Origin of the sequence: Actinopolyspora sp. BKK2 (genome assembly GCF_011291845.1) — a bacterium.
GTDB lineage: Bacteria > Actinomycetota > Actinomycetes > Mycobacteriales > Pseudonocardiaceae > Actinopolyspora > Actinopolyspora saharensis.
This window is the reverse complement of sequence record NZ_JAANTE010000008.1, coordinates 204,029-221,937: the sequence shown is the minus strand read 5'-3', so window position 1 is coordinate 221,937 and position 17,909 is coordinate 204,029. Positions and strand designations below refer to the sequence as shown.

11 protein-coding genes are annotated in these 17,909 nt (G+C 70.7%); 4 read left to right on the top strand and 7 right to left on the bottom strand.

Annotated features, from left to right (window positions below):
* Positions 1-204: 204 nt before the first annotated feature.
* The gene (locus G9Q41_RS17285; RefSeq protein WP_165633434.1) at positions 205-1,164 is read right to left on the bottom strand and encodes an electron transfer flavoprotein subunit alpha/FixB family protein; all 960 of its coding nucleotides are present in this window, start codon (positions 1,162-1,164) and stop codon (positions 205-207) included.
* 60 nt (positions 1,165-1,224) lie between these two features.
* Complete coding sequence (locus tag G9Q41_RS17280) at positions 1,225-2,007, bottom strand: electron transfer flavoprotein subunit beta/FixA family protein (protein WP_165633435.1); 783 nt, start codon at positions 2,005-2,007, stop codon at positions 1,225-1,227.
* A 288-nt stretch (positions 2,008-2,295) separates the two neighbouring features.
* Here G9Q41_RS17280 and G9Q41_RS17275 point away from each other — a divergent pair, with 288 nt between their 5' ends.
* Positions 2,296-3,138 carry a DegV family protein gene (locus tag G9Q41_RS17275; protein ID WP_165633436.1) on the top strand — a complete coding sequence of 281 codons (843 nt, stop codon included), beginning with the start codon at positions 2,296-2,298 and terminating at the stop codon, positions 3,136-3,138.
* A 133-nt stretch (positions 3,139-3,271) separates the two neighbouring features.
* Here G9Q41_RS17275 and hrpA read toward each other — a convergent pair whose 3' ends face one another.
* The 4 genes from hrpA to G9Q41_RS17255 all read right to left on the bottom strand — a co-directional run bounded on the left by hrpA (position 3,272) and on the right by G9Q41_RS17255 (position 10,358).
* Positions 3,272-7,216: an ATP-dependent RNA helicase HrpA gene (gene hrpA, locus G9Q41_RS17270; RefSeq protein ID WP_165633437.1), complete on the bottom strand. Its 3,945-nt coding sequence runs from the start codon at positions 7,214-7,216 to the stop codon at positions 3,272-3,274.
* Between the two features lie 274 nt (positions 7,217-7,490).
* Positions 7,491-8,672: a class I SAM-dependent methyltransferase gene (locus G9Q41_RS17265; protein WP_165633438.1), complete on the bottom strand. Its 1,182-nt coding sequence runs from the start codon at positions 8,670-8,672 to the stop codon at positions 7,491-7,493.
* Between the two features lie 15 nt (positions 8,673-8,687).
* Positions 8,688-9,470: an enoyl-CoA hydratase-related protein gene (locus G9Q41_RS17260; RefSeq protein WP_165633439.1), complete on the bottom strand. Its 783-nt coding sequence runs from the start codon at positions 9,468-9,470 to the stop codon at positions 8,688-8,690.
* Between the two features lie 120 nt (positions 9,471-9,590).
* On the bottom strand, positions 9,591-10,358 hold the full coding sequence (locus G9Q41_RS17255; RefSeq protein ID WP_092527351.1) for an ABC transporter ATP-binding protein: 768 nt from the start codon (positions 10,356-10,358) through the stop codon (positions 9,591-9,593).
* Between the two features lie 233 nt (positions 10,359-10,591).
* Here G9Q41_RS17255 and G9Q41_RS17250 point away from each other — a divergent pair, with 233 nt between their 5' ends.
* Positions 10,592-11,752, top strand: a complete 1,161-nt coding sequence (locus G9Q41_RS17250) for a hypothetical protein (RefSeq protein ID WP_347567594.1) — start codon at positions 10,592-10,594, stop codon at positions 11,750-11,752.
* A gap of 331 nt (positions 11,753-12,083) precedes the next feature.
* Here the strand turns inward: G9Q41_RS17250 and glgP are convergent, their stop codons facing one another.
* Positions 12,084-14,636: an alpha-glucan family phosphorylase gene (glgP, locus tag G9Q41_RS17245; protein ID WP_165633440.1), complete on the bottom strand. Its 2,553-nt coding sequence runs from the start codon at positions 14,634-14,636 to the stop codon at positions 12,084-12,086.
* A 73-nt stretch (positions 14,637-14,709) separates the two neighbouring features.
* Here glgP and G9Q41_RS17240 point away from each other — a divergent pair, with 73 nt between their 5' ends.
* Positions 14,710-16,029 carry a hypothetical protein gene (locus G9Q41_RS17240; RefSeq protein WP_165633441.1) on the top strand — a complete coding sequence of 440 codons (1,320 nt, stop codon included), beginning with the start codon at positions 14,710-14,712 and terminating at the stop codon, positions 16,027-16,029.
* Positions 16,030-16,334: 305 nt separating this feature from the next.
* A complete protein-coding gene (locus tag G9Q41_RS17235; RefSeq protein ID WP_347567595.1) occupies positions 16,335-17,795 on the top strand; it encodes a neutral zinc metallopeptidase in 1,461 nt (486 codons plus the stop codon).
* Positions 17,796-17,909: the final 114 nt, after the last annotated feature.

Below are 17,909 nucleotides of genomic sequence, written 5' to 3'. Positions count from 1 at the left end.
GTCCCCGAGAGGCCTGTCGCCCCAACGAGAACGCTTACGAGCCTGAGCAGTCGGCACCGCCGGGGGTTCTCAGCCATGGGTCTCGCGAGGACAGCCCCGACGTTGTGTAGGTCGCTACCCGATGTCGGGGATCCCGCAGCGAGACCCCGGCTGAGGTTCCCCTACGGAACCACCCACGCAACCGGCACCGCCGACTCCCTTGGGTCAGCTCTTGCGCTTTCCGACTTCCTCGGTCAACTGCGGGGCGACCTTGAACAGGTCACCGACGACACCGAAGTCGGCGATCTCGAAGATCGGGGCCTCGGCGTCCTTGTTGACCGCCACGATGGTCTTGGAGGTCTGCATACCGGCGCGGTGCTGGATGGCACCGGAGATGCCCAGCGCCAGGTACAGCTGCGGGGAGACCGTCTTGCCGGTCTGGCCCACCTGGAACTGGGCCGGGTAGTAGCCGGAGTCCACAGCGGCGCGCGAGGCACCGACCGCCGCGCCGAGCGAGTCCGCCAGCTTCTCGATCACCTCGAAGCTCTCGGCGCTGCCGACACCGCGGCCGCCGGAGACCACGACGTTGGCCTCGGTCAGTTCCGGACGGTCCCCGGACTCGGCGGGTTGCCTGCCGGTGACCGCCCCTGCCCTGCTCGCGTCGACCCCGGGCACCTCGACCGACTCAGTGGTGGCCGAGCCCTGGCCGCTCTCCGGCTCCACGCTGCCCGGCAGCATCGAGATCACTGGCATGCCGGAGGCCGACTTGGCGTCGGCCTGGTAGGCACCGCCGAACAGCGAATGGCTCGCCACTCCCTCGGAGTTCACGTCGACAGCCTCGGAGAGCAGGCCGGATCCGGTGCGCACCGCCAGCCTGCCCGCGATCTCCTTGCCGTCCACGCTGGCCGAGGTCAGCACCGCCGCGGGCGAGACCCGCTCGACCAGGCTCGCCAGCACGTCCACCTGCGGGGTGATCAGGTAGTTGTCTACGTCGGCCGATTCCGCCGTGTAGATCTTCGCGGCTCCCGAGGAGGTCAGCTCCTCGGCCACCTTGTCGGTGGAGCCGGGCCCACCGGTAACCACCGCGGCTGGTTCGCCCAACCGGCGCGCCGCGGTGAGCATCTCGTACGTGACCTTCTTGACCTCGCCACCCGCGTGGTCGACGAGGACCAACACCTCAGACATGGATTAAGCCCCTTCTCAAACGCGACCCGAACGAAGCCGGGTGAGACAGCACGGAACGACTCAGACGAGGTTCTTGCCCGCCAGGAACTCGACGATCTGCGTACCGCCCTCGCCCTCGTCGGTGACCTGCTGGCCCGCTTCCTTCGGCGGCGCGGGCGCCGAGGAGACCACCTGGGTGGCCGCGCCGGAGAGTCCGACCTCGTTCGGGTCGATGCCCGCGTCGGCCAGGGTCAACGTGGAGACGGGCTTCTTCTTGGCGGCCATGATCCCCTTGAACGAGGGGTACCTCGGCTCGTTGATCTTCTCCGTCACGGAAACCACCACGGGCAGTTCCGCCCGCACGCTGGTCACTCCCGCGTCGGTCTCGCGCTCGACGGACGCGGTCGACCCGTCGACCGCCAGCGAGCGCGCGTAGGTCAGCTGCGGCCAGCCGAGCAGCTCGGCCAGCATCGCGGGCACCGCGCCGCTGCGACCATCGGTGGACTCGTTGCCCGCGACCACCATGTCGACCGACTCCAGGGTGCCGATCACCTTGGACAGGGCCTTGGCCGTGGACACCGCGTCCGTGCCGTGCAGCGCCTCGTCGGCCAGGTGCACGGCCTTGTCCGCACCCATCGACAGCGCCTTGCGGATCGCCTCGGTCGCGCGCTCGGGGCCCATGCAGACCACGGTCACCTCGCCACCGTGGGCCTCCTTGGCCAGCAACGCCTCCTCAACGGCCCGCTCGTTGATCTCATCCAGCACCGCGTCCGCGGACGCCCGATCCAGCGTGTGGTCCGAGTCGGACAGCTTGCGCTCGGACCACGTGTCGGGCACCTGCTTCACCAGGACGGCAATATTCATGGGTCCTCTCCGACCTCCTGCGGACTGTTGACGACTTCCCGGCTGGTCCTGCCGGCGCGGCACGTCCCCGGGAAGGTTGACCTTGCCACGTGGCCCGTAGAAAGCACAGTGACACCAACCACCAAGGATGTTACCGGCCGGTAGCCCCAGCGTAACCAGGGTATAGGAGTGACGGTACTCACTTCGCCCCCGAAGTTGGGACACCCCTGCCGGATTTCCGCCCGTCAGCGACGCAGGTAACTCGCGACGGGCGAGAGCGCGGAGGGAAGCCACCACTAACCTGAAAGTATGAATCAGCGCGTCGCCATCGTCACCGATTCCACGGCTTCGATCCCCGCGCACCTCGTCGAAAGACTCGGCATCTCGGTCGTGCAGCTGGAACTGACCGTCGGCGAGGAGAGCAACGACGAGCGACGCGTCCCGCACGACCAGCTCGCCGAGGCGATGCGCTCCGGGCAGCGAGTGGCCACGGCGGCACCCCCTCCCCCGGCCTTCTTCTGGAACTACTCGGACGCGATCAGCGAGGGCGTCGAGGCAGTGATCTCGGCGCACATCTCCACCGGCCTGTCCCAGACCTGCGCCTCGGCGCGCACGGCGGCGGCCGAGTTCGACACCCCCATCCACGTGGTGGACTCGAGCACCTGCTGCCTCGGGCTCGGCTACGCCGTCATAGCCGCGGCGGAGACGGCGGCCGCGGGAGCCGACGTGCGAACCGTGCTGGACGTGCTGAACCACCGGCTGGGCGGAAGCAGCGAAACGGTGTACGTGGACACCCTCGAGCACCTGCGCCGCGGTGGGCGGATCGGTGCGGCCAAGGCGGGCCTGGGATCGGCCCTGTCCCTGAAACCGGTGCTGGGGTTGCGCGAAGGCGTTCTCACTCGAGTGGGGCAGGCGGTCGGCACCGAACGCGCCGTGCGGAAGGCCGTCGACGTCGCGGCGCGGAACGCGGGGACCCGGCGGGTCAACATCGCGGCCGAGCACTTCCAGGCCGAGCAGCGGGCCGGCGCCGCCCTCGAGGAGTTGCGGAACCGCGTGGAGACCGCCAACGAACCGATCCTCGCCGAGAGCAGCGCGGCCATCGGAGCACACACCGGCCCCGGTTCCGTGGTGCTGTCCGTGACCCCGGCCTGATCACCCCGAGCGACACCGCGGCGGGTGCGTGGGGAGCGCCTCGCGGGGAACGTTTCGCGCGGAACTGCGCAAAAGCCCCGGCCCGCTCCCCACGCGACCGCCGTTCGGGAGTCGGCCGCTCCACGAGAGGCCCTCAGAGCTTGTCCATGGCTCGGTGGATCCGCTTCTCCGAGATCGAGTGCGGCGTGCCCAGCTCCTGGGCGAAGTAGCTCACGCGGAGCTCCTCGATCATCCACCCGATGGAGCTAAGCTGCTGCCCCGCCGGCTTGCCCGGGCCGAGCGAGTCCAGCAGTTCCCGGTAGCGCTGCTCGACCTCGCCCACGCGGTCCATCAACTCCCGGTCGCGTTGCGGGCGCTGCTCGACCTTGCGCAGCCGGTAGGAGACCGCCTGCAAGTACCGCCGAAGGTCGCCCAACCTCCGCAGACCGGTCTCGGTGACGAAACCGGAGTGGACCAGGTTGTCCAGCTGGGTGCGGATGTCCTCGGCCGCGGGCGCGGACAGCCCCCGGGCCTCGTCCAGCTCGGCTTCCACCCGTTGCTGCTCGGTCAGGATCCGCTCCACCAGCGAGACCACGTGCGCGGCGGTCTCGTTCAACCCGGAACGCACCCGCTCCACCAGCCGGTTGAAGCCTTCCTCCCCGCTCGGCGGCCCGCCGAACTGCTCGATCAGGCCGTCCACCGCGCAGGCGATGCAGTCCTCGAACAGCGCGGCCTGGCCACCGTGCGGGCTGCGGCCGAACACCAGCTTGGACGAGTTGCTCAACTGCCGCTGCAGGTACTTGACCGGTGAGGGAACCTTGAGCAGCACCAGCCGTCTGATGCCGCGCCACTGGGCCTGGCGCTGCTCCTCGGCCGAGTCGAACGCGTGGATCCCCACGCTGTCGCCCTCGTCCACCAGCGCGGGGTAGGCCTTGACGACCTGCCCGTTGCGCTGCTGCTCGAAGGTGGCGGGCAGCTCCCCGAAGTCCCAGTCCCGCAGTCCGTGCCGCTCGATCGTCTCGGCAGCGGCCGAGATCTCGGCCCGCAGCTGGGGACGCAGCCGCTCGGCCAGCGCGGAGAGGTCCTTGCCCTCGGCGAGGACTCGTTCCTCCCCTCCGGAGGAGGAGCCCTCCACGACGCGGAACGTCATCCTCAGGTGGTCGGGAACCCGCTCCGGATCCCACGCGTCGAGCGGAACCCGGACCCCGGTCATCCGGCGCAGTTCCTCCGACAGGGCCTCCAGCAGCGGCTTCTCGCGCGGGGTGACCCGGGACAGGGCCGCCTTGGCGTGGTCGGGCACGGGCACGAACTCGCGCCGCAGCTGCTTGGGCAGCGTCTTCAGCAGCGCGATCACCAGGTCCTCGCGCAGACCGGGGATCTGCCAGTCGAACCCGGCCGGGCTGAGCTGGTTGAGCACGGAGACGGGGACGTGCACGGTCACCCCGTCGGCGTCGGCCCCCGGCTCGAACTGGTAGCTCAGCGCGAGGCTGTGCCTGCCCTGCTGCCAGAAGTCCGGGTAGTCGCTGTCGGTGACCTCCGCGGAGGTCTCGTTGAACAGCAACGACCTCGGGAAGGTCAGCAGGTCCGGCTGCTTCCTGCGGACCTTCTTCCACCAGCTGTCGAAGTGGCGCGCCGAGACGACCTCGGAGCCGATCCGCTGGTCGTAGAACTCGTAGAGCGTGTCGTCGTCGACGACGATGTCCCTGCGTCGCGCCCGCTGCTCCAGCTCCTCCACCTCGGCGAGCAGCCTGCGGTTGGTGTGGAAGAACTCGTGGCGGGTGTCCCACTCGCCCTCCACGAGGGCGTGGCGGATGAACAGCTCGCGGCACAGCTCGGGCTCGATGCGCCCGTAGTTGACCTTGCGGCCCGCCACCAGCGGCACGCCGTACAGCGTCACCCGCTCGTAGGCCATGACCGCGCCCTTGTCCTTCTCCCAGTGCGGTTCGCTGTAGTGCCGCTTGACCAGGTGGCCCGCGAGACGTTCGATCCAGGCGGGCTCGACGCGGGCGACGGTCCGCGCGAACAGCTTCGAGGTCTCCACCAGCTCGGCGGCCATCACCCACTGGGGTTGCTTCTTGAACAGCGCCGAACCGGGGAAGATGGCGAACTTCGCGCCGCGCGCGCCGAGGTACTCGCTCTGCGCGCGCTTGCCCTGGTCGGACTTGCGCTCGGTGTCCTTGAGACCGATGTGCGAGAGCAGCCCGGCCAGCAACGACTGGTGGACGCGGTCCTCATCGGCGTCCTGGTCATTGACCGAGACGTCCAGCGAGTTGACCACCTGGCGGAGTTGACCGTAGAGGTCCTGCCACTCGCGGATGCGGAGGTAGTTCAGGTACTCGTTCCGGCACATCTTGCGGAACTGGTTCGAGGAGAGCTCGTCGCGTTGCTCCCGCAGGTACCGCCACAGGCTCAGGTAGCCGAGGAAGTCGGAGTGCTTGACGGTGAACCGCGCGTGCTGCTGATCGGCGGCCTGCTGGTGCTCGGCCGGGCGCTCCCTGGGGTCCTGGATGGACAGAGCAGCCGCGATGACCATCGTCTCGTGCACGCAGCCGTTGTTCTCGGCCTCGACGATCATCCGCGCCAGCCGCGGATCGATGGGAAGCTGGGCGATCTTGTCGCCGATCCGCGTCAACCGCTGATCGCCCTGCTTGCTGGGGCGGTCCAGGGCACCGAGCTCGTGCAGCAGGTTGACGCCGTCGGTGATCTGGCGCTTGTCCGGCGGCTGCACGAAGGGGAACGAGGCGACGTCGCCCAGTCCCAGCGAGGTCATCCGCAGGATCACCGAGGCCAGGTTGGTGCGCAGGATCTCCGGGTCGGTGAACTCCTGGCGCGCCAGGAAGTCCTGCTCCGAGTACAGCCGGATGCAGATCCCCTCGGACTCGCGGCCGCAACGCCCCTTGCGCTGGTTGGCCGAGGCCTGCGAAACGGGTTCGATGGGCAGCCGCTGCACCCTGGTGCGGTAGCTGTACCGCGAGATGCGGGCCGTGCCCGGGTCGACGACGTACTTGATCCCCGGAACGGTCAGCGAGGTCTCGGCCACGTTCGTGGCCAGCACCACGCGCCGGTGGGAGTGCCGCTGGAAAACGCGCTGCTGCTCGGCCGAGGACAGCCGCGCGTACAGCGGCAGCACCTCGGTGCGCGGGGGCTTGCGCTGCTCCAGGGCCTCGGCGGTGTCCCTGATCTCCCGTTCGCCGCTGAGGAAGACGAGGATGTCGCCGGGCCCCTCCGCGCACAGCTCGTCCACCGCGTCCCCGATGGCCGTGGTCTGGTCGCGCTCGACGTCCTCCAGCTCGTCGGAGTCGTCCACCAGGGGCCGGTAGCGCACCTCGACCGGGTAGGTGCGCCCCGAGACCTCGACGATCGGGGCTCCGCCGAAGTGCTCGGAGAACCGCTCGGGATCGATGGTGGCCGAGGTGATGATCACCTTCAGGTCGGGCCGCTTGGGCAGGATCCGCTTGAGGTAGCCGAGGATGAAGTCGATGTTGAGGCTGCGTTCGTGCGCCTCGTCGATGATCAGCGTGTCGTAGCGGCGCAGCAGCGCGTCGCGCTGGATCTCGGCGAGCAGGATGCCGTCGGTCATCTGCTTGACCAACGTGTCCTCGTTCGCCCGCTCGGTGAAGCGGACCTGGTAGCCGACCGGACCGCCGACCTCGGTGTCCAGCTCGGCTGCGAGACGCTCCGCCACGGTCCTGGCCGCGAGCCTGCGCGGCTGGGTGTGGCCGATGGAGCCGAGCACCCCGCGCCCGAGCTCCAGGCACATCTTCGGCAGCTGCGTGGTCTTGCCCGAACCGGTCTCGCCCGCGACGACGACCACCTGGTTGTCCCTGATGGCGGTCAGCAGGTCCTCGCGCCGCTGGGTGACGGGCAGTTCCGGGGGGTAGCTGAGCTCGGGAACCCGCTCGCGGCGCCGCGTGACGCGCTCCCGCGCCGCGGCGAGGTCCGCCGAGATCTCCTCGACAACCGAGCGCAGCGCCTGCTCCTCCCGGATCTTGCGGGCTCCGTCGATGCGACGACGCAACCGGCGCTGATCCTGCGTCATCAGCTCGGACAGGTTCTCGCGCAGTTCGGACAGCGAGGGCGAAACGGGTGCAGTGGCCATAGCCTCCCCAGGATAGAGATCCCGTCTCCTGTCGTGCCGCCGTATTTCGGCGGACTCACATCAACCGCTCGAGCGCTCCGCGGGGCGGAACGGCGGTTCCTGCGACCGGACGCCCCCTCGACGGAGGTAACCACCTCGCGGGACGAGTCGGCCGTTCCCCGCAACGTCGCGAAGCCCGCCGGGATTCCTCCCCGAGCACACCTCCGCGCCGTCCCGTCCCGGATCGGGGCGATGCCCGGGCCGCCGAGCCAGCGCCCGGCGCTTCCGGACCTGCTCAGGTCAGCTCCGGCCTGCAGAGCACTGCCGTGGGGGTGTCGCCGACACGGGTGAGCACCACGGTGGCCGCCGCGTCACCGGAAAGCTTCATCCTCCGGCGCAGCGCGTCCGGATCCACGTCCAAACCGCGCACCAGGATCTCCAGTCGTCCGATCCCGTGACGCCGCAGCAGCGCGCGCAAGGACTTCTCGCTGTACTTGCCCCGTTCGAGCACGCGGAACGCACGCACCCCCGGCGGCGGGGCGTCCCCGGTGAGGTAGGCGATCCGGTGGTCGAGCTGCCCCAGACCGTGGCGCGCGGCGTACTGCCGGACCAGCCCGGCGCGGATGACCGCGCCGTCGGGTTCGACCAACCACTCCCCCACCTCCCGCACCGGGCAGTCGTCGGGCTCGGCGTCGGTGATCCGCAGGGCGACGTCGCCGTCGTCGCGCAGCACCGTCGCGGTCCGGTGCGCTCCCGGCTCGGCCAGCTCTCCCAGCCACACCGAGGCCTCCCGCACCTGACCGGCCAGGGAGACCAACTCGACCTCGGCCTCGGCCGGGACCAGGTCGAAGTCCAGCCCGGGAGCGCACTTGACCACCATGTCCCGCCCGTGGTGCGCGGCGAGCAGCTCGCGGAGCGGGGGCTCCAGGTCGTCCGGGTTCCACCTCCTGCGCCCGGTGCCGTCCCGCCTGCCCGGATCGGCGAGCACGGCGGCCCCCGTGGTGACCGGGCGCAACGCGTCGGCCCGCACCAGCCCGGCCCGCACCCCGCGAGCGGCCAGGTTGCCCCGCGCCATCGCCAACCGGACCTCGTCGAGGTCGGAGCCGAGACAGCGCCGGGCGACCGGGGCGATCTCGGCGAGATCGGCCCCGATCGAACAGGTGACGTCGTGCACGTCCCTGCCCGCCAGCCGAGAGGCGCGCAGGCGGGCGACCGGAGTCGCCGTGGCCTGCTGCAACGCCGAATCCGTGAACAACCACTCGTCCGCCCCGCTCAGCTTGGCCGCGGCGCGGCGGCGCAGCGCCACGGTCTCCAGCACCGCGGGGGCGAACCGCGTGCCCGCGACCTCGCGTGCGGTGGCCGTGTCGGCCAGCCGGGAGGAGGACGTCAGCGGCAGCCCGGCGACCTCGGCCAGCGCGCGCTCCCCCTCGGGGGAGCGCAGAAAGGCCACGTCGTCGACGTCAAAGGTGTAAGCCACGTTCGACCAGCCGGATCATTCGCCGGTGAACTCGGCCTTGCCCGGGCCGTTCTCGATGAACGAACGCATGCCGATCTTCTGGTCCTCGGTCGCGAACAGCGAGGTGAACAGGTGGGTCTCGATGCGCAGTCCGGTGTTCAGGTCCGTCTCGAGCCCCTCGTCGACGGCCCGCTTGGCCGCGGCCAGGGCGTGGGCGGGCCCGTTGACGAACTGCTCCGCCCACCGGCGCGCGGTGGCGTAGACCTCCTCGGCGGGGACCACCTCGTCCACCATCCCCGAGGACAGCGCCTCGTCGGATTCCACGAAGCGACCGCTGAAGATCACGTCCTTGGCCTTGCTGGGACCGACCAGTCGCGCCAGCCGCTGCGTGCCGCCCGCACCGGGGATGACCCCGAGCAGGATCTCCGGCTGACCGACCTTGAGCCCCTCCGCGGCGACGCGGCGATCACAGGTCAGCGCCAGCTCGAAACCGCCGCCGAGCGCGTAACCGGTCAGGGCCGCCACCGTGGGTTTCGGGATCGCCGCCACCGCGCTCAACGCGTCCGAGAGGCCGCGACGCTCCTTGGCGGCCATCTCCGGAGCGGACTTCTCGGCCATCTCCTTGATGTCCGCCCCCGCGGCGAAGACCTTCTCCCCGCCGTAGACGATCACGGCTCGAACGTCGGAGCGCTCGGCCGCCTCCTCGGCCACGGCACGGATCTCCTGCTCGACCTGGCTGTTGAGCGCGTTCATCTTGGGACGGTCCAGCCTGATCGTCCCGATGCCGCCGTCCACCTCGAGCCTGACGTACTCACCCACGGCGCAACCTCCTCGTCGAATCGTGAACGGTGCCGCAGACTACCCGCGCGAGCACGGCACCGGAAGCTGTGTCGTTGCTGCCCCGCCGTCGGCGCACGGCGCTGAGCGGACCACGCGGGGTCACCGCCTGCGCTGCGCGAAGTAGCGGTCGCCGTTGCGCCGCAGCTCGAGATCCTGGTCGAAGGTCTTGGACAGGTTGTCCTCGGTGAGCACGTCGTCGAGCAGTCCCTTGGCGACCACACCTCCCTCGCGCAGCAGCAAAGCGTGCGTGAAACCGGGGGGAATCTCCTCGACGTGATGGGTCACCAGGGTCATCGCGGGAGCGTCCGGGTCGAGGGCGAGCTTCGACAACCTGGCCACCAGGTCCTCGCGCCCACCGAGATCCAGCCCCGCGGCGGGCTCGTCCAGCAGCAGCATCTCGGGGTCGGTCATCAGCGCCCGCGCCAGCAGCACCCGCTTGCGCTCCCCCTCGGACAACGTCCCGAACGCGCGCCCCGAGAGCTCGGCCACGCCCATGGCCTCGAGCAGTTCCTCGGCCCGTTCGGTGTCCATGTCCTCGTATTCCTCGCGCCACCGGCCGACAACGGCGTAACCGGCGCTGACGACGGCGTCCCGCACGAGCTCGTCCTCCGGCATCCTGGCGGCCATGGCCGCCGAGCAGAAGCCGATGCGCGGACGCAGCTCGAAAACGTTGGTGCTGCCCAGCCGCTCACCGAGCACGTCGACCGTGCCGGTCGTCGGGTACAGCTCGGCACCGGCGAGCTTGAGCACGGTGGTCTTTCCCGCACCGTTCGGTCCGAGCACCACCCAGCGCTCGTCGAGCTCCACCGACCAGTTCACGTCGGTCACGAGCGCGCTCTCCGCCCGCCGGACACTGACGCCATCCATTCGGATGACCAGGTCGTCCACGTCTACCTCCCAGTCACGACCGGCCGTGGTTCGCGTGCCGGTCGGCACGCGGTCGTATCCGCGTGGATCGTGGGATCACTCCGATCCACTTCCCTCATTCTCCCGGTAGCCCGGAACGGACGTGCGGCCGGGACCACGCCGCCGCGGCCACCATAGGACGATTCCGCGATCGCACCACACCACCCGCCGCACGCGGGTAACATCCACTCCCCGTGCGTGCGTTGTGGAAACCGCTCCGCCGACCGTGGTGCGCGACGGCGTCGGCGGCACTGCTCGTGCTGACCGCGCTCGAGCTCCTCCTGGGCAAGGGCCCCGGCGGGATCGCGCTGGCGGCCGCGGGAGCACTGCTCGGGGCGATCGCGCTGCCCGCCGCGATCAGAGCGGGCCTGCTGCTCGGGTCCTTCCTGTTCGGCCTGCGGGTGAGCAACATCGTGATCGGGGCGATGCGCCGGGTGACGAGCTTCCGGCTGGGCGGGGTGCTCGTGACCGTGCGCGCCCTGCCCGTCGTGCTCAGCGCCGACATCGGCCCCCGCAGGGAGCCGGTGGTGACGCGTTCCGTGCTCGCGGCGGCGACCTCGGCGCTGACCGGGCTCCTCGTGGTCGGCGCGTGCCTGCTCGCCGCGGGGTCCTCCTTCGGGCACGGTCTCGTCCTGGCCACGACGGCCTCGATGGTCCACGCGCTGATCCCGCGCAGAGCTCCGCTGAACACCTCCACCGGGTGGCTGCTCTTCGGCCTCCCGCGGATGAGCGAGTCGCGCCGCCTGGAGTTCCGCGCGGGTGCCTACGCCGCCGAGGCGCACGCGCTGTTGCAGGACGGCGAGCTCGACGCCGCGGAGGCGCTCGTGGACGAACTCGCCGAGATCGCCCCGAACGCGCGAACCACCGCCTCCTGCCGGGCGACCGTGCACCAGGCCCGCGGCGAGTTCGACAGGGCCACGATGCTGTTGCTGCACACGCTGTCCACGCACTCCCCGGAAGCGCGGGAGATGTCCTACCTGCTGGCCGGGCTCGCCGGGCTGGCGCTGTCCGCCGTGGAAGCGGGGCAGCTTCCTTCCGAGGACCTCCTGCCCACCGCCGAGCAGGCGCTGCAGGACTCGGTCGGCCTCGGCGTCCCCCGCTTCGAGCTGAGCGGGACCTTCGGGTTGCTCGCGCTGATCAACGGCGAGACCGAGCGGGCGAAGCAGCTCGCCGAGCTCGGCGCGCGGAACGCCGCCTCCGGAACCACCAGGGCGGACAACCTGGCCACGCTAGCCCGCGCGCACATGGCGCGGGGCGACAACGTGAGCGCCCGCGCGGCGCTCGCCGAAGCGGAGGGGCACGCGGCGTGGTGGCCCCGGGTGTGCTCCACCCGAAAGCGACTGACGATCTGTTGAGGGGCGGTCGGTGGGTCCGGCTGCTCGGGTGGTTGCGTGGCGGCGCCGACTGCGTGGGTGGGTGTTTCGGCGCCCGCGGCGCCGAAGAATCCACCTGCCCCCCGGACCCTTAGACCGCTCGGACAGGAACTCCCGACAGAAGGGACACCGTCCAGCCCAGGCGCTTACGAGCCTGCGCAGCCCGACCGACCGCGGGTTCTCTCGGGGTGCTCTCGCGAGGAAGGCCCGACGTTGTGTAGGCCGCTACCCGATGTCGGGCCTCCCCGGAGCGAGAGCCCGCGAGAGGTTCCGCCACGCAACCACCCAAGCAACCGGCACCGCCGACCATCCTTCACCCAGCGAGGACGACCTTGCCCAGCTCGGCGGGGCTGGACAGCAGCCGGTGCTGCGGCAGCACGCGAACGGTGTAACCGGCGGGGCCGGTGTGCGGCAGCGTCACCGTGGCCTGGTAACCGCCGTCGGCGACGCAGCTCATCGACGTGGTGACGAAGTCGCGCAGCTCGTCCGAATCGTCCACCCTGCCGACGACGACCTCCACCTCCACGTCGGAGTCGTCCAACCCGGCCAGCTCCACCAGGGCGCGCACGGTGACCTTGCCGCCCAGCAGCGGGGTCGAACCTTCCTCGACGGACATGTACGTGTCGGTTATCCGTACCTCGCTCCACGCCTGCTCGAGCCGTTCCCTGTAGGCGGCTATCTCCTTGGCGCCCCGGTACCGGTCCGCCGCGGCGGCCTGCACGGAGCGGATCGCAGGCGAGTAGAAGTTGTCGACGTACTCGCGCACCATTCTGGAGGACTGCACCCGCGGCCCCAGGGTCGCCAGGGTGTGCCGCACCATCGACATCCACCGCCCGGGAACGCCTTCGCTGTTGCGCTCGTAGAACATCGGCGCCACGTGCTCGCCGATCAGTTCGTAGAGCGCGCCCGCTTCGAGGTCGTCCCTGCGCTCCGGATCGCTCACCCCGTTCGCGTTGGGGATCGCCCACCCGTTGTGGCCGTCGTACATCTCGTCCCACCAGCCGTCCCGGACCGACAGGTTCAGCCCGCCGTTGAGCGCGGACTTCATGCCCGAGGTTCCGCAGGCCTCCAGCGGACGCACCGGGTTGTTCAACCAGACGTCGCAGCCGGCGTAGAGGTAGCGGGCCAGCGACATGTCGTAGTCGGGCAGGAAGACGATGCGGTGGCGCACCTCGGGGTCGTCGGCGAAGCGCGCGATGCGCTGGATCATCGCCTTGCCGCCCTCGTCGGCGGGGTGCGACTTGCCCGCCACCACCACCTGCACCGGGTGGTCCGGGTCGAGCAGCAGGGCCCGCAGCCGCTCCGGGTCGCGCAGCATCAGCGTCAACCGCTTGTAGGTCGGCACCCTCCGCGCGAAACCGATCGTGAGCACGTCCGGGTCGAACACCGAGTCGCACCAGCCCAGCTCCAGGTCCGACGCCCCGCGCTGCAGCCAGGCGTGCCGCAGCCTGCGCCGCACCTCCTCGACGAGCCGCTGCCGCAGCGAGCTGCGCAGCTCCCACAGCAGCGAGTCGCTGACGGGTTCGATGCCGCGCAGCCCGGCTCCCTGGTCCATCTCGGACTCGCCGAGCAGCTTGCCGAGCTCCCGCGCCGACCAGGTGGGCCCGTGGACCCCGTTGGTGACCGAGGAGATGGGGATCTCCGCGGTGTCGAAGCCGGGCCACAGTCCGCTGAACATCTTGCGACTGACGTCGCCGTGCAGCTCGGAGACACCGTTGGCCCGTTGCGCCAGCCGCAGCCCCATGTTGGCCATGTTGAAGGTGCCCGGCTTGTTCTCCACGCCGAGATCCAGGATCTTGTCGGTCGGCACCCCGGGCAGCAGGGACTGCTCGGAGCCGTCGCCGAAGTAGTGCCGGACCAGGTGCGTGGGGAAGCGGTCCAGCCCGGCGGGAACCGGGGTGTGGGTGGTGAACACGGTACCCGCCCGCACGGCCGCCACGGCCTCGTCGAACTGCAGTCCCGGCCCGGACAGCAGCTCGCGGATGCGTTCCAGCCCCAGGAACCCCGCGTGTCCCTCGTTCATGTGGAACACCTCGGGGGAGGCCATCCCGGTCAGCTCGCAGTAGGCCCGGACGGCCCGCACCCCACCGATGCCGGCGAGGATCTCCTGCCTGATGCGGTGGCTGGAGTCCCCACCGTAGAGCCGGTCGGTCACCCCGCGCAGATCCTCGTCGTTGTCCTCGAGGTCACTGTCCATCAGCAGCAGCGGAACCCGGCCGACCTGCGCCTTCCAGATCCTCGCCCGCAGGGTCCTCCCCTCGGGCATCGCGACGTGGACCAGCACCGGATCCCCCGAGGGGCGGGTCACCAGTTCCAGCGGCAGTCCGCGCGGATCGAGCACCGGGTACTGCTCCACCTGCCACCCCTCGGCGGACAGCGACTGGCGGAAGTAGCCCGAGCGGTAGAACAGCCCCACGCCCACCAGCGGGACACCGAGATCGGAGGCCGACTTGAGGTGGTCCCCCGCCAGCACTCCCAGCCCGCCCGAGTAGTTGGGCAGCGCCTCGGTCAGCCCGAACTCCATGGAGAAGTAGGCGATCGAGGCGGGCAGCGGGGTTCCCTCGTCGCGACGCTGCTGGTACCAGCGCGGAACCGTGAGGTAGCGGCGCAGGTCGTCGTCGACGGCCCTGGTCCGCGCCAGGAAGTCCTCGTCCGCGGCGAGACGGTCCAAGCGCTCCGCGGGCACCTCGGCCAGCAGGCGCAGCGGGTCCCCGCCCACCTCCGACCACACGTCCGGCGCGACGGAGGCGAACAGGTCCTGCGTCGGCGGGTGCCAGCTCCAGCGCAGGTTTATGGCCAAGCGGCCGAGCGCTTGCAACGAATCGGGCAGGTGCGCGCTGACGGTGAAGCGACGGACGGCTCTCACGACGGGTGAGGGTATCTCGCCCCGAACGAGTTCCGCACAGCCCACGAGAACGACGACGTGCGAACCTGGTGCGGTGGACCCGCCGCGGAGGATACCGGCCCTGCTTCTCGGGCTGCTGCTGCTCGTGACCGCTGCGGGGTGTTCCGTCCGAGGGCATCCCGTGGTAGGAGACTCGGTGGTGCGGGACGGTGTGGACCCGTCCTTCGTGTTCGGGACGGACTCCTCCCCGATCGACGAGCTGGCCGCCACGGTCGTCACCGACGCGCAGGACTACTGGAGTCGGACGCTGCCACGCGCGTTCGGGCAGCCCTGGCACGACCTCGACGGCGGCTTCTTCTCCGTGGACACCACCGACACCGGGGCCGAGCCACCTCCCTGCACCGCCGAGGTGAGCGAGCTCGCCGGGAACGCGTACTACTGCGCCACCGTGGACGCGATCGCCTGGGACCGCGCCGCGCTCCTGCCGGTGCTGCGCACGAACTACGGCCGATCGGCCGTGGTCGTCGTGCTCGCCCACGAGATGGGGCACGCGGTGGCGAACCGCCTCCGGTCCGCGCGAGCACCCGCCCCGGAGAGGTCCCCGGTGATCGCCGAGGCCACGGCGGACTGCTTCGCCGGGGCCTACGTCCACCGAGTGGTCGCAGGCGAGTCCGCACGGCTCGGGATGAGCACAGCGCAGCTCGACGACGCGCTGCACGCGCTGATCAACTTCTCCGATCCGGTCGGCGGCGGAGTCACCGACGAGCACGGAACGGCCTACGACAGGGCGAGCGCCTTCCAGGACGGCTACACCGGCGGCCCCACGGCGTGCGCCGGGATGACCGCGACCGACAGGGACCTCAGCGGCGACTGGTCCGGCGACGAGCAGCGCGCGGGCGATCGCGGGGTCCCGGAGCTGCTGCACGAACGGGTCCCGGCCATCAGGGAGCGCTTCCGCGAGCTCGCCGTCCACAACGGATGGGACTGGACGGTCCCCGCCGTGCGTCCGGCGCGGGACTCGGACACCTCCGGGTGCGCCACCGAAGCGGCGGTGTACGAGTGCCGCGGTGACCTCCTCGTCGACCGCTCCGCCCTGGACCGGATGACCTACGAGCTCGGGGACCGGGCCGCCGAGATCCCGGTGGTGGCAGCTCTCGCCACGAACGCGCTCCGGCGAGCGGGCGGGATCACCGACGCCCGGAGGCTCGAGCGCGCCGCCTCCTGCCTCAGCGGCGCGCACACCGCTGAGGAGGTGCGCGGATCGGGCAACGGTTCGGCGGCCGACCTCGACGAGGCCGTCCGCTCCGTGCTCGCGGGCAATTCCCTGTTCGCCGGCCGGACCCTCAGCGGGTTCGAAGCGCTCCGCGCTTTCCGGACTGGGGTGCGCGACGGTGCGCGAACGTGTCCGCGCTGAAGGCCCGGTGCTGCGATCCCGACGGCGCCCCTGCGCGGCACCACCCGCTCGGCCGGATCGGCTGCCCGCGCGTGACGTCCCGGCGGCGTCGCAGCACGCATCGGACGAGCACCCGGATCGGGTCCACAACGGAGCGAACGGGTCACGTTCGTTAGGCTTCGCCGGGGAGCCGCACGGCAGCAGTGCGCCCGGCAGCCAGGTGCGCGGCCGACCGTGCGAACCGTCTCCGACGAGAATCCCAGTTCTCTCCCCGGACGACGGGGTGGATGAGTACGACCGCACGACTTCCAGGACGGGGCGCGTCAGTGGCACGAAGCTCGACAACACGACGACTGATCGCCGCGTCGTCCGCGGCGCTGGCGCTCTGTCTCGGAGTGACCGGCTGCTCCAGGACGATCAACGGAACCCCCACCACGAACAGCAGCACCTCCGCGGACACCGTGGCCGGACTTCCCGCCAGCGACGGCCCCAGCGGTCTCAAACCGGCCGCGCAGGACGCCGATCTCCCCGTGGAGGGCGGAACGGGCGGGAAGACGGACACGCTGGCCACCAACGCGGTCGCCGACGTCCAGCAGTACTGGCGGAGCGCCTACCCGGAGACCTTCGGGGACGGGACGTTCCGACCGATCGAGCGGCTGGTCTCCTACGACTCCACCAGCGGAGGCAGGCGCGTCTGCGGACAGGACACCGCCGGTCTCGCGAACGCCTTCTACTGCCCCGCCGAGGACACCATCGCCTGGGACAGGGGCGAACTGCTGCCCGGGCTGCGGAACACCTTCGGCGCGATGGCCCCGGTCACCGTGCTGGCCCACGAGTTCGGGCACGCCGTGCAGCACCGGGCCGGCCTCGTCGACGAGCGGACCCCGACGCTGGTCTCCGAGCAGCAGGCGGACTGCTTCACCGGGGCGTTCTTCCGGCACGCCGCGGAAGGCTCCGCCGAGCACATCCGCGTATCCACCGGAAGCGGGCTGAACAAGGTCCTGGGGGTGCTCGGCTACATCCGGGACGAGCCGGGCAGAACCGGCTTCTCCGATGCCCGGGCCCACGGGAGCGCCTTCGACCGCGTCTCGGCGTTCCAGTACGGCTTCAGCGACGGTCCGAAGCGCTGCGCCGAGATGACCGAGAAGTCCGTGACCGAGCGGACCACCCAGTTCCAGTTCTGGAAGCAGGCCCAGGAAACCGACCTGCCGGTCGACGAGCAGAGCATCGCTCAGGTCGAGCGGAGTCTGCGCGAGGTCTTCGGCGACACCGGGGTGGTTCCTCCGGAGATCACCACCGAGCAGCGACCCTGTCCCGGCGAGAAGAGCACGGAACCTGCGTCCTACTGCGCGACGAGCAACACGATCTCGCTGAACCTGTCCGCGCTGCGCGACATCGCCGCTCCCCCCGACAGCGGGGACCGGGGTACCGGCTACGGGGACTTCGCCGCCTACGCGCAGCTCGCCTCGCGGTACGCGCTGGCCGTGCAGGAGGCCGCAGGCCTGGAAGTCACCGGGGACGCCGCCGGGCTGCGCACCGCCTGCCTGGTCGGCGCGTGGAGCGGGCTGATCGTGGAGGACCCGATCGGCAGGCGGAACCCGGTGGGCCGGCTGCGGATCGCACCGGGGGACCTCGACGAGGGAATCGCCTCCCTGCTCAGCGACGACGGCCTCATCGCCGCGGACGCGAGAGGCGAGCAGGTACCGGCGGGATTCGCGCGAGTGGAGGCGTTCCGCATCGGGTTTCAGCAGGGGATGACCCCCTGCTCCTCCGAATACGACGCTTGAGGGGCCGGCCCGCTCGGTTCGCGCGGTGAATCGTGCGAACCGCTCGGCACCCGCCCGTTCGGCGCCTCGCCCGCGGCGATGCCGACTGGTCGGGCGGTCACGAGCGCCGGATCG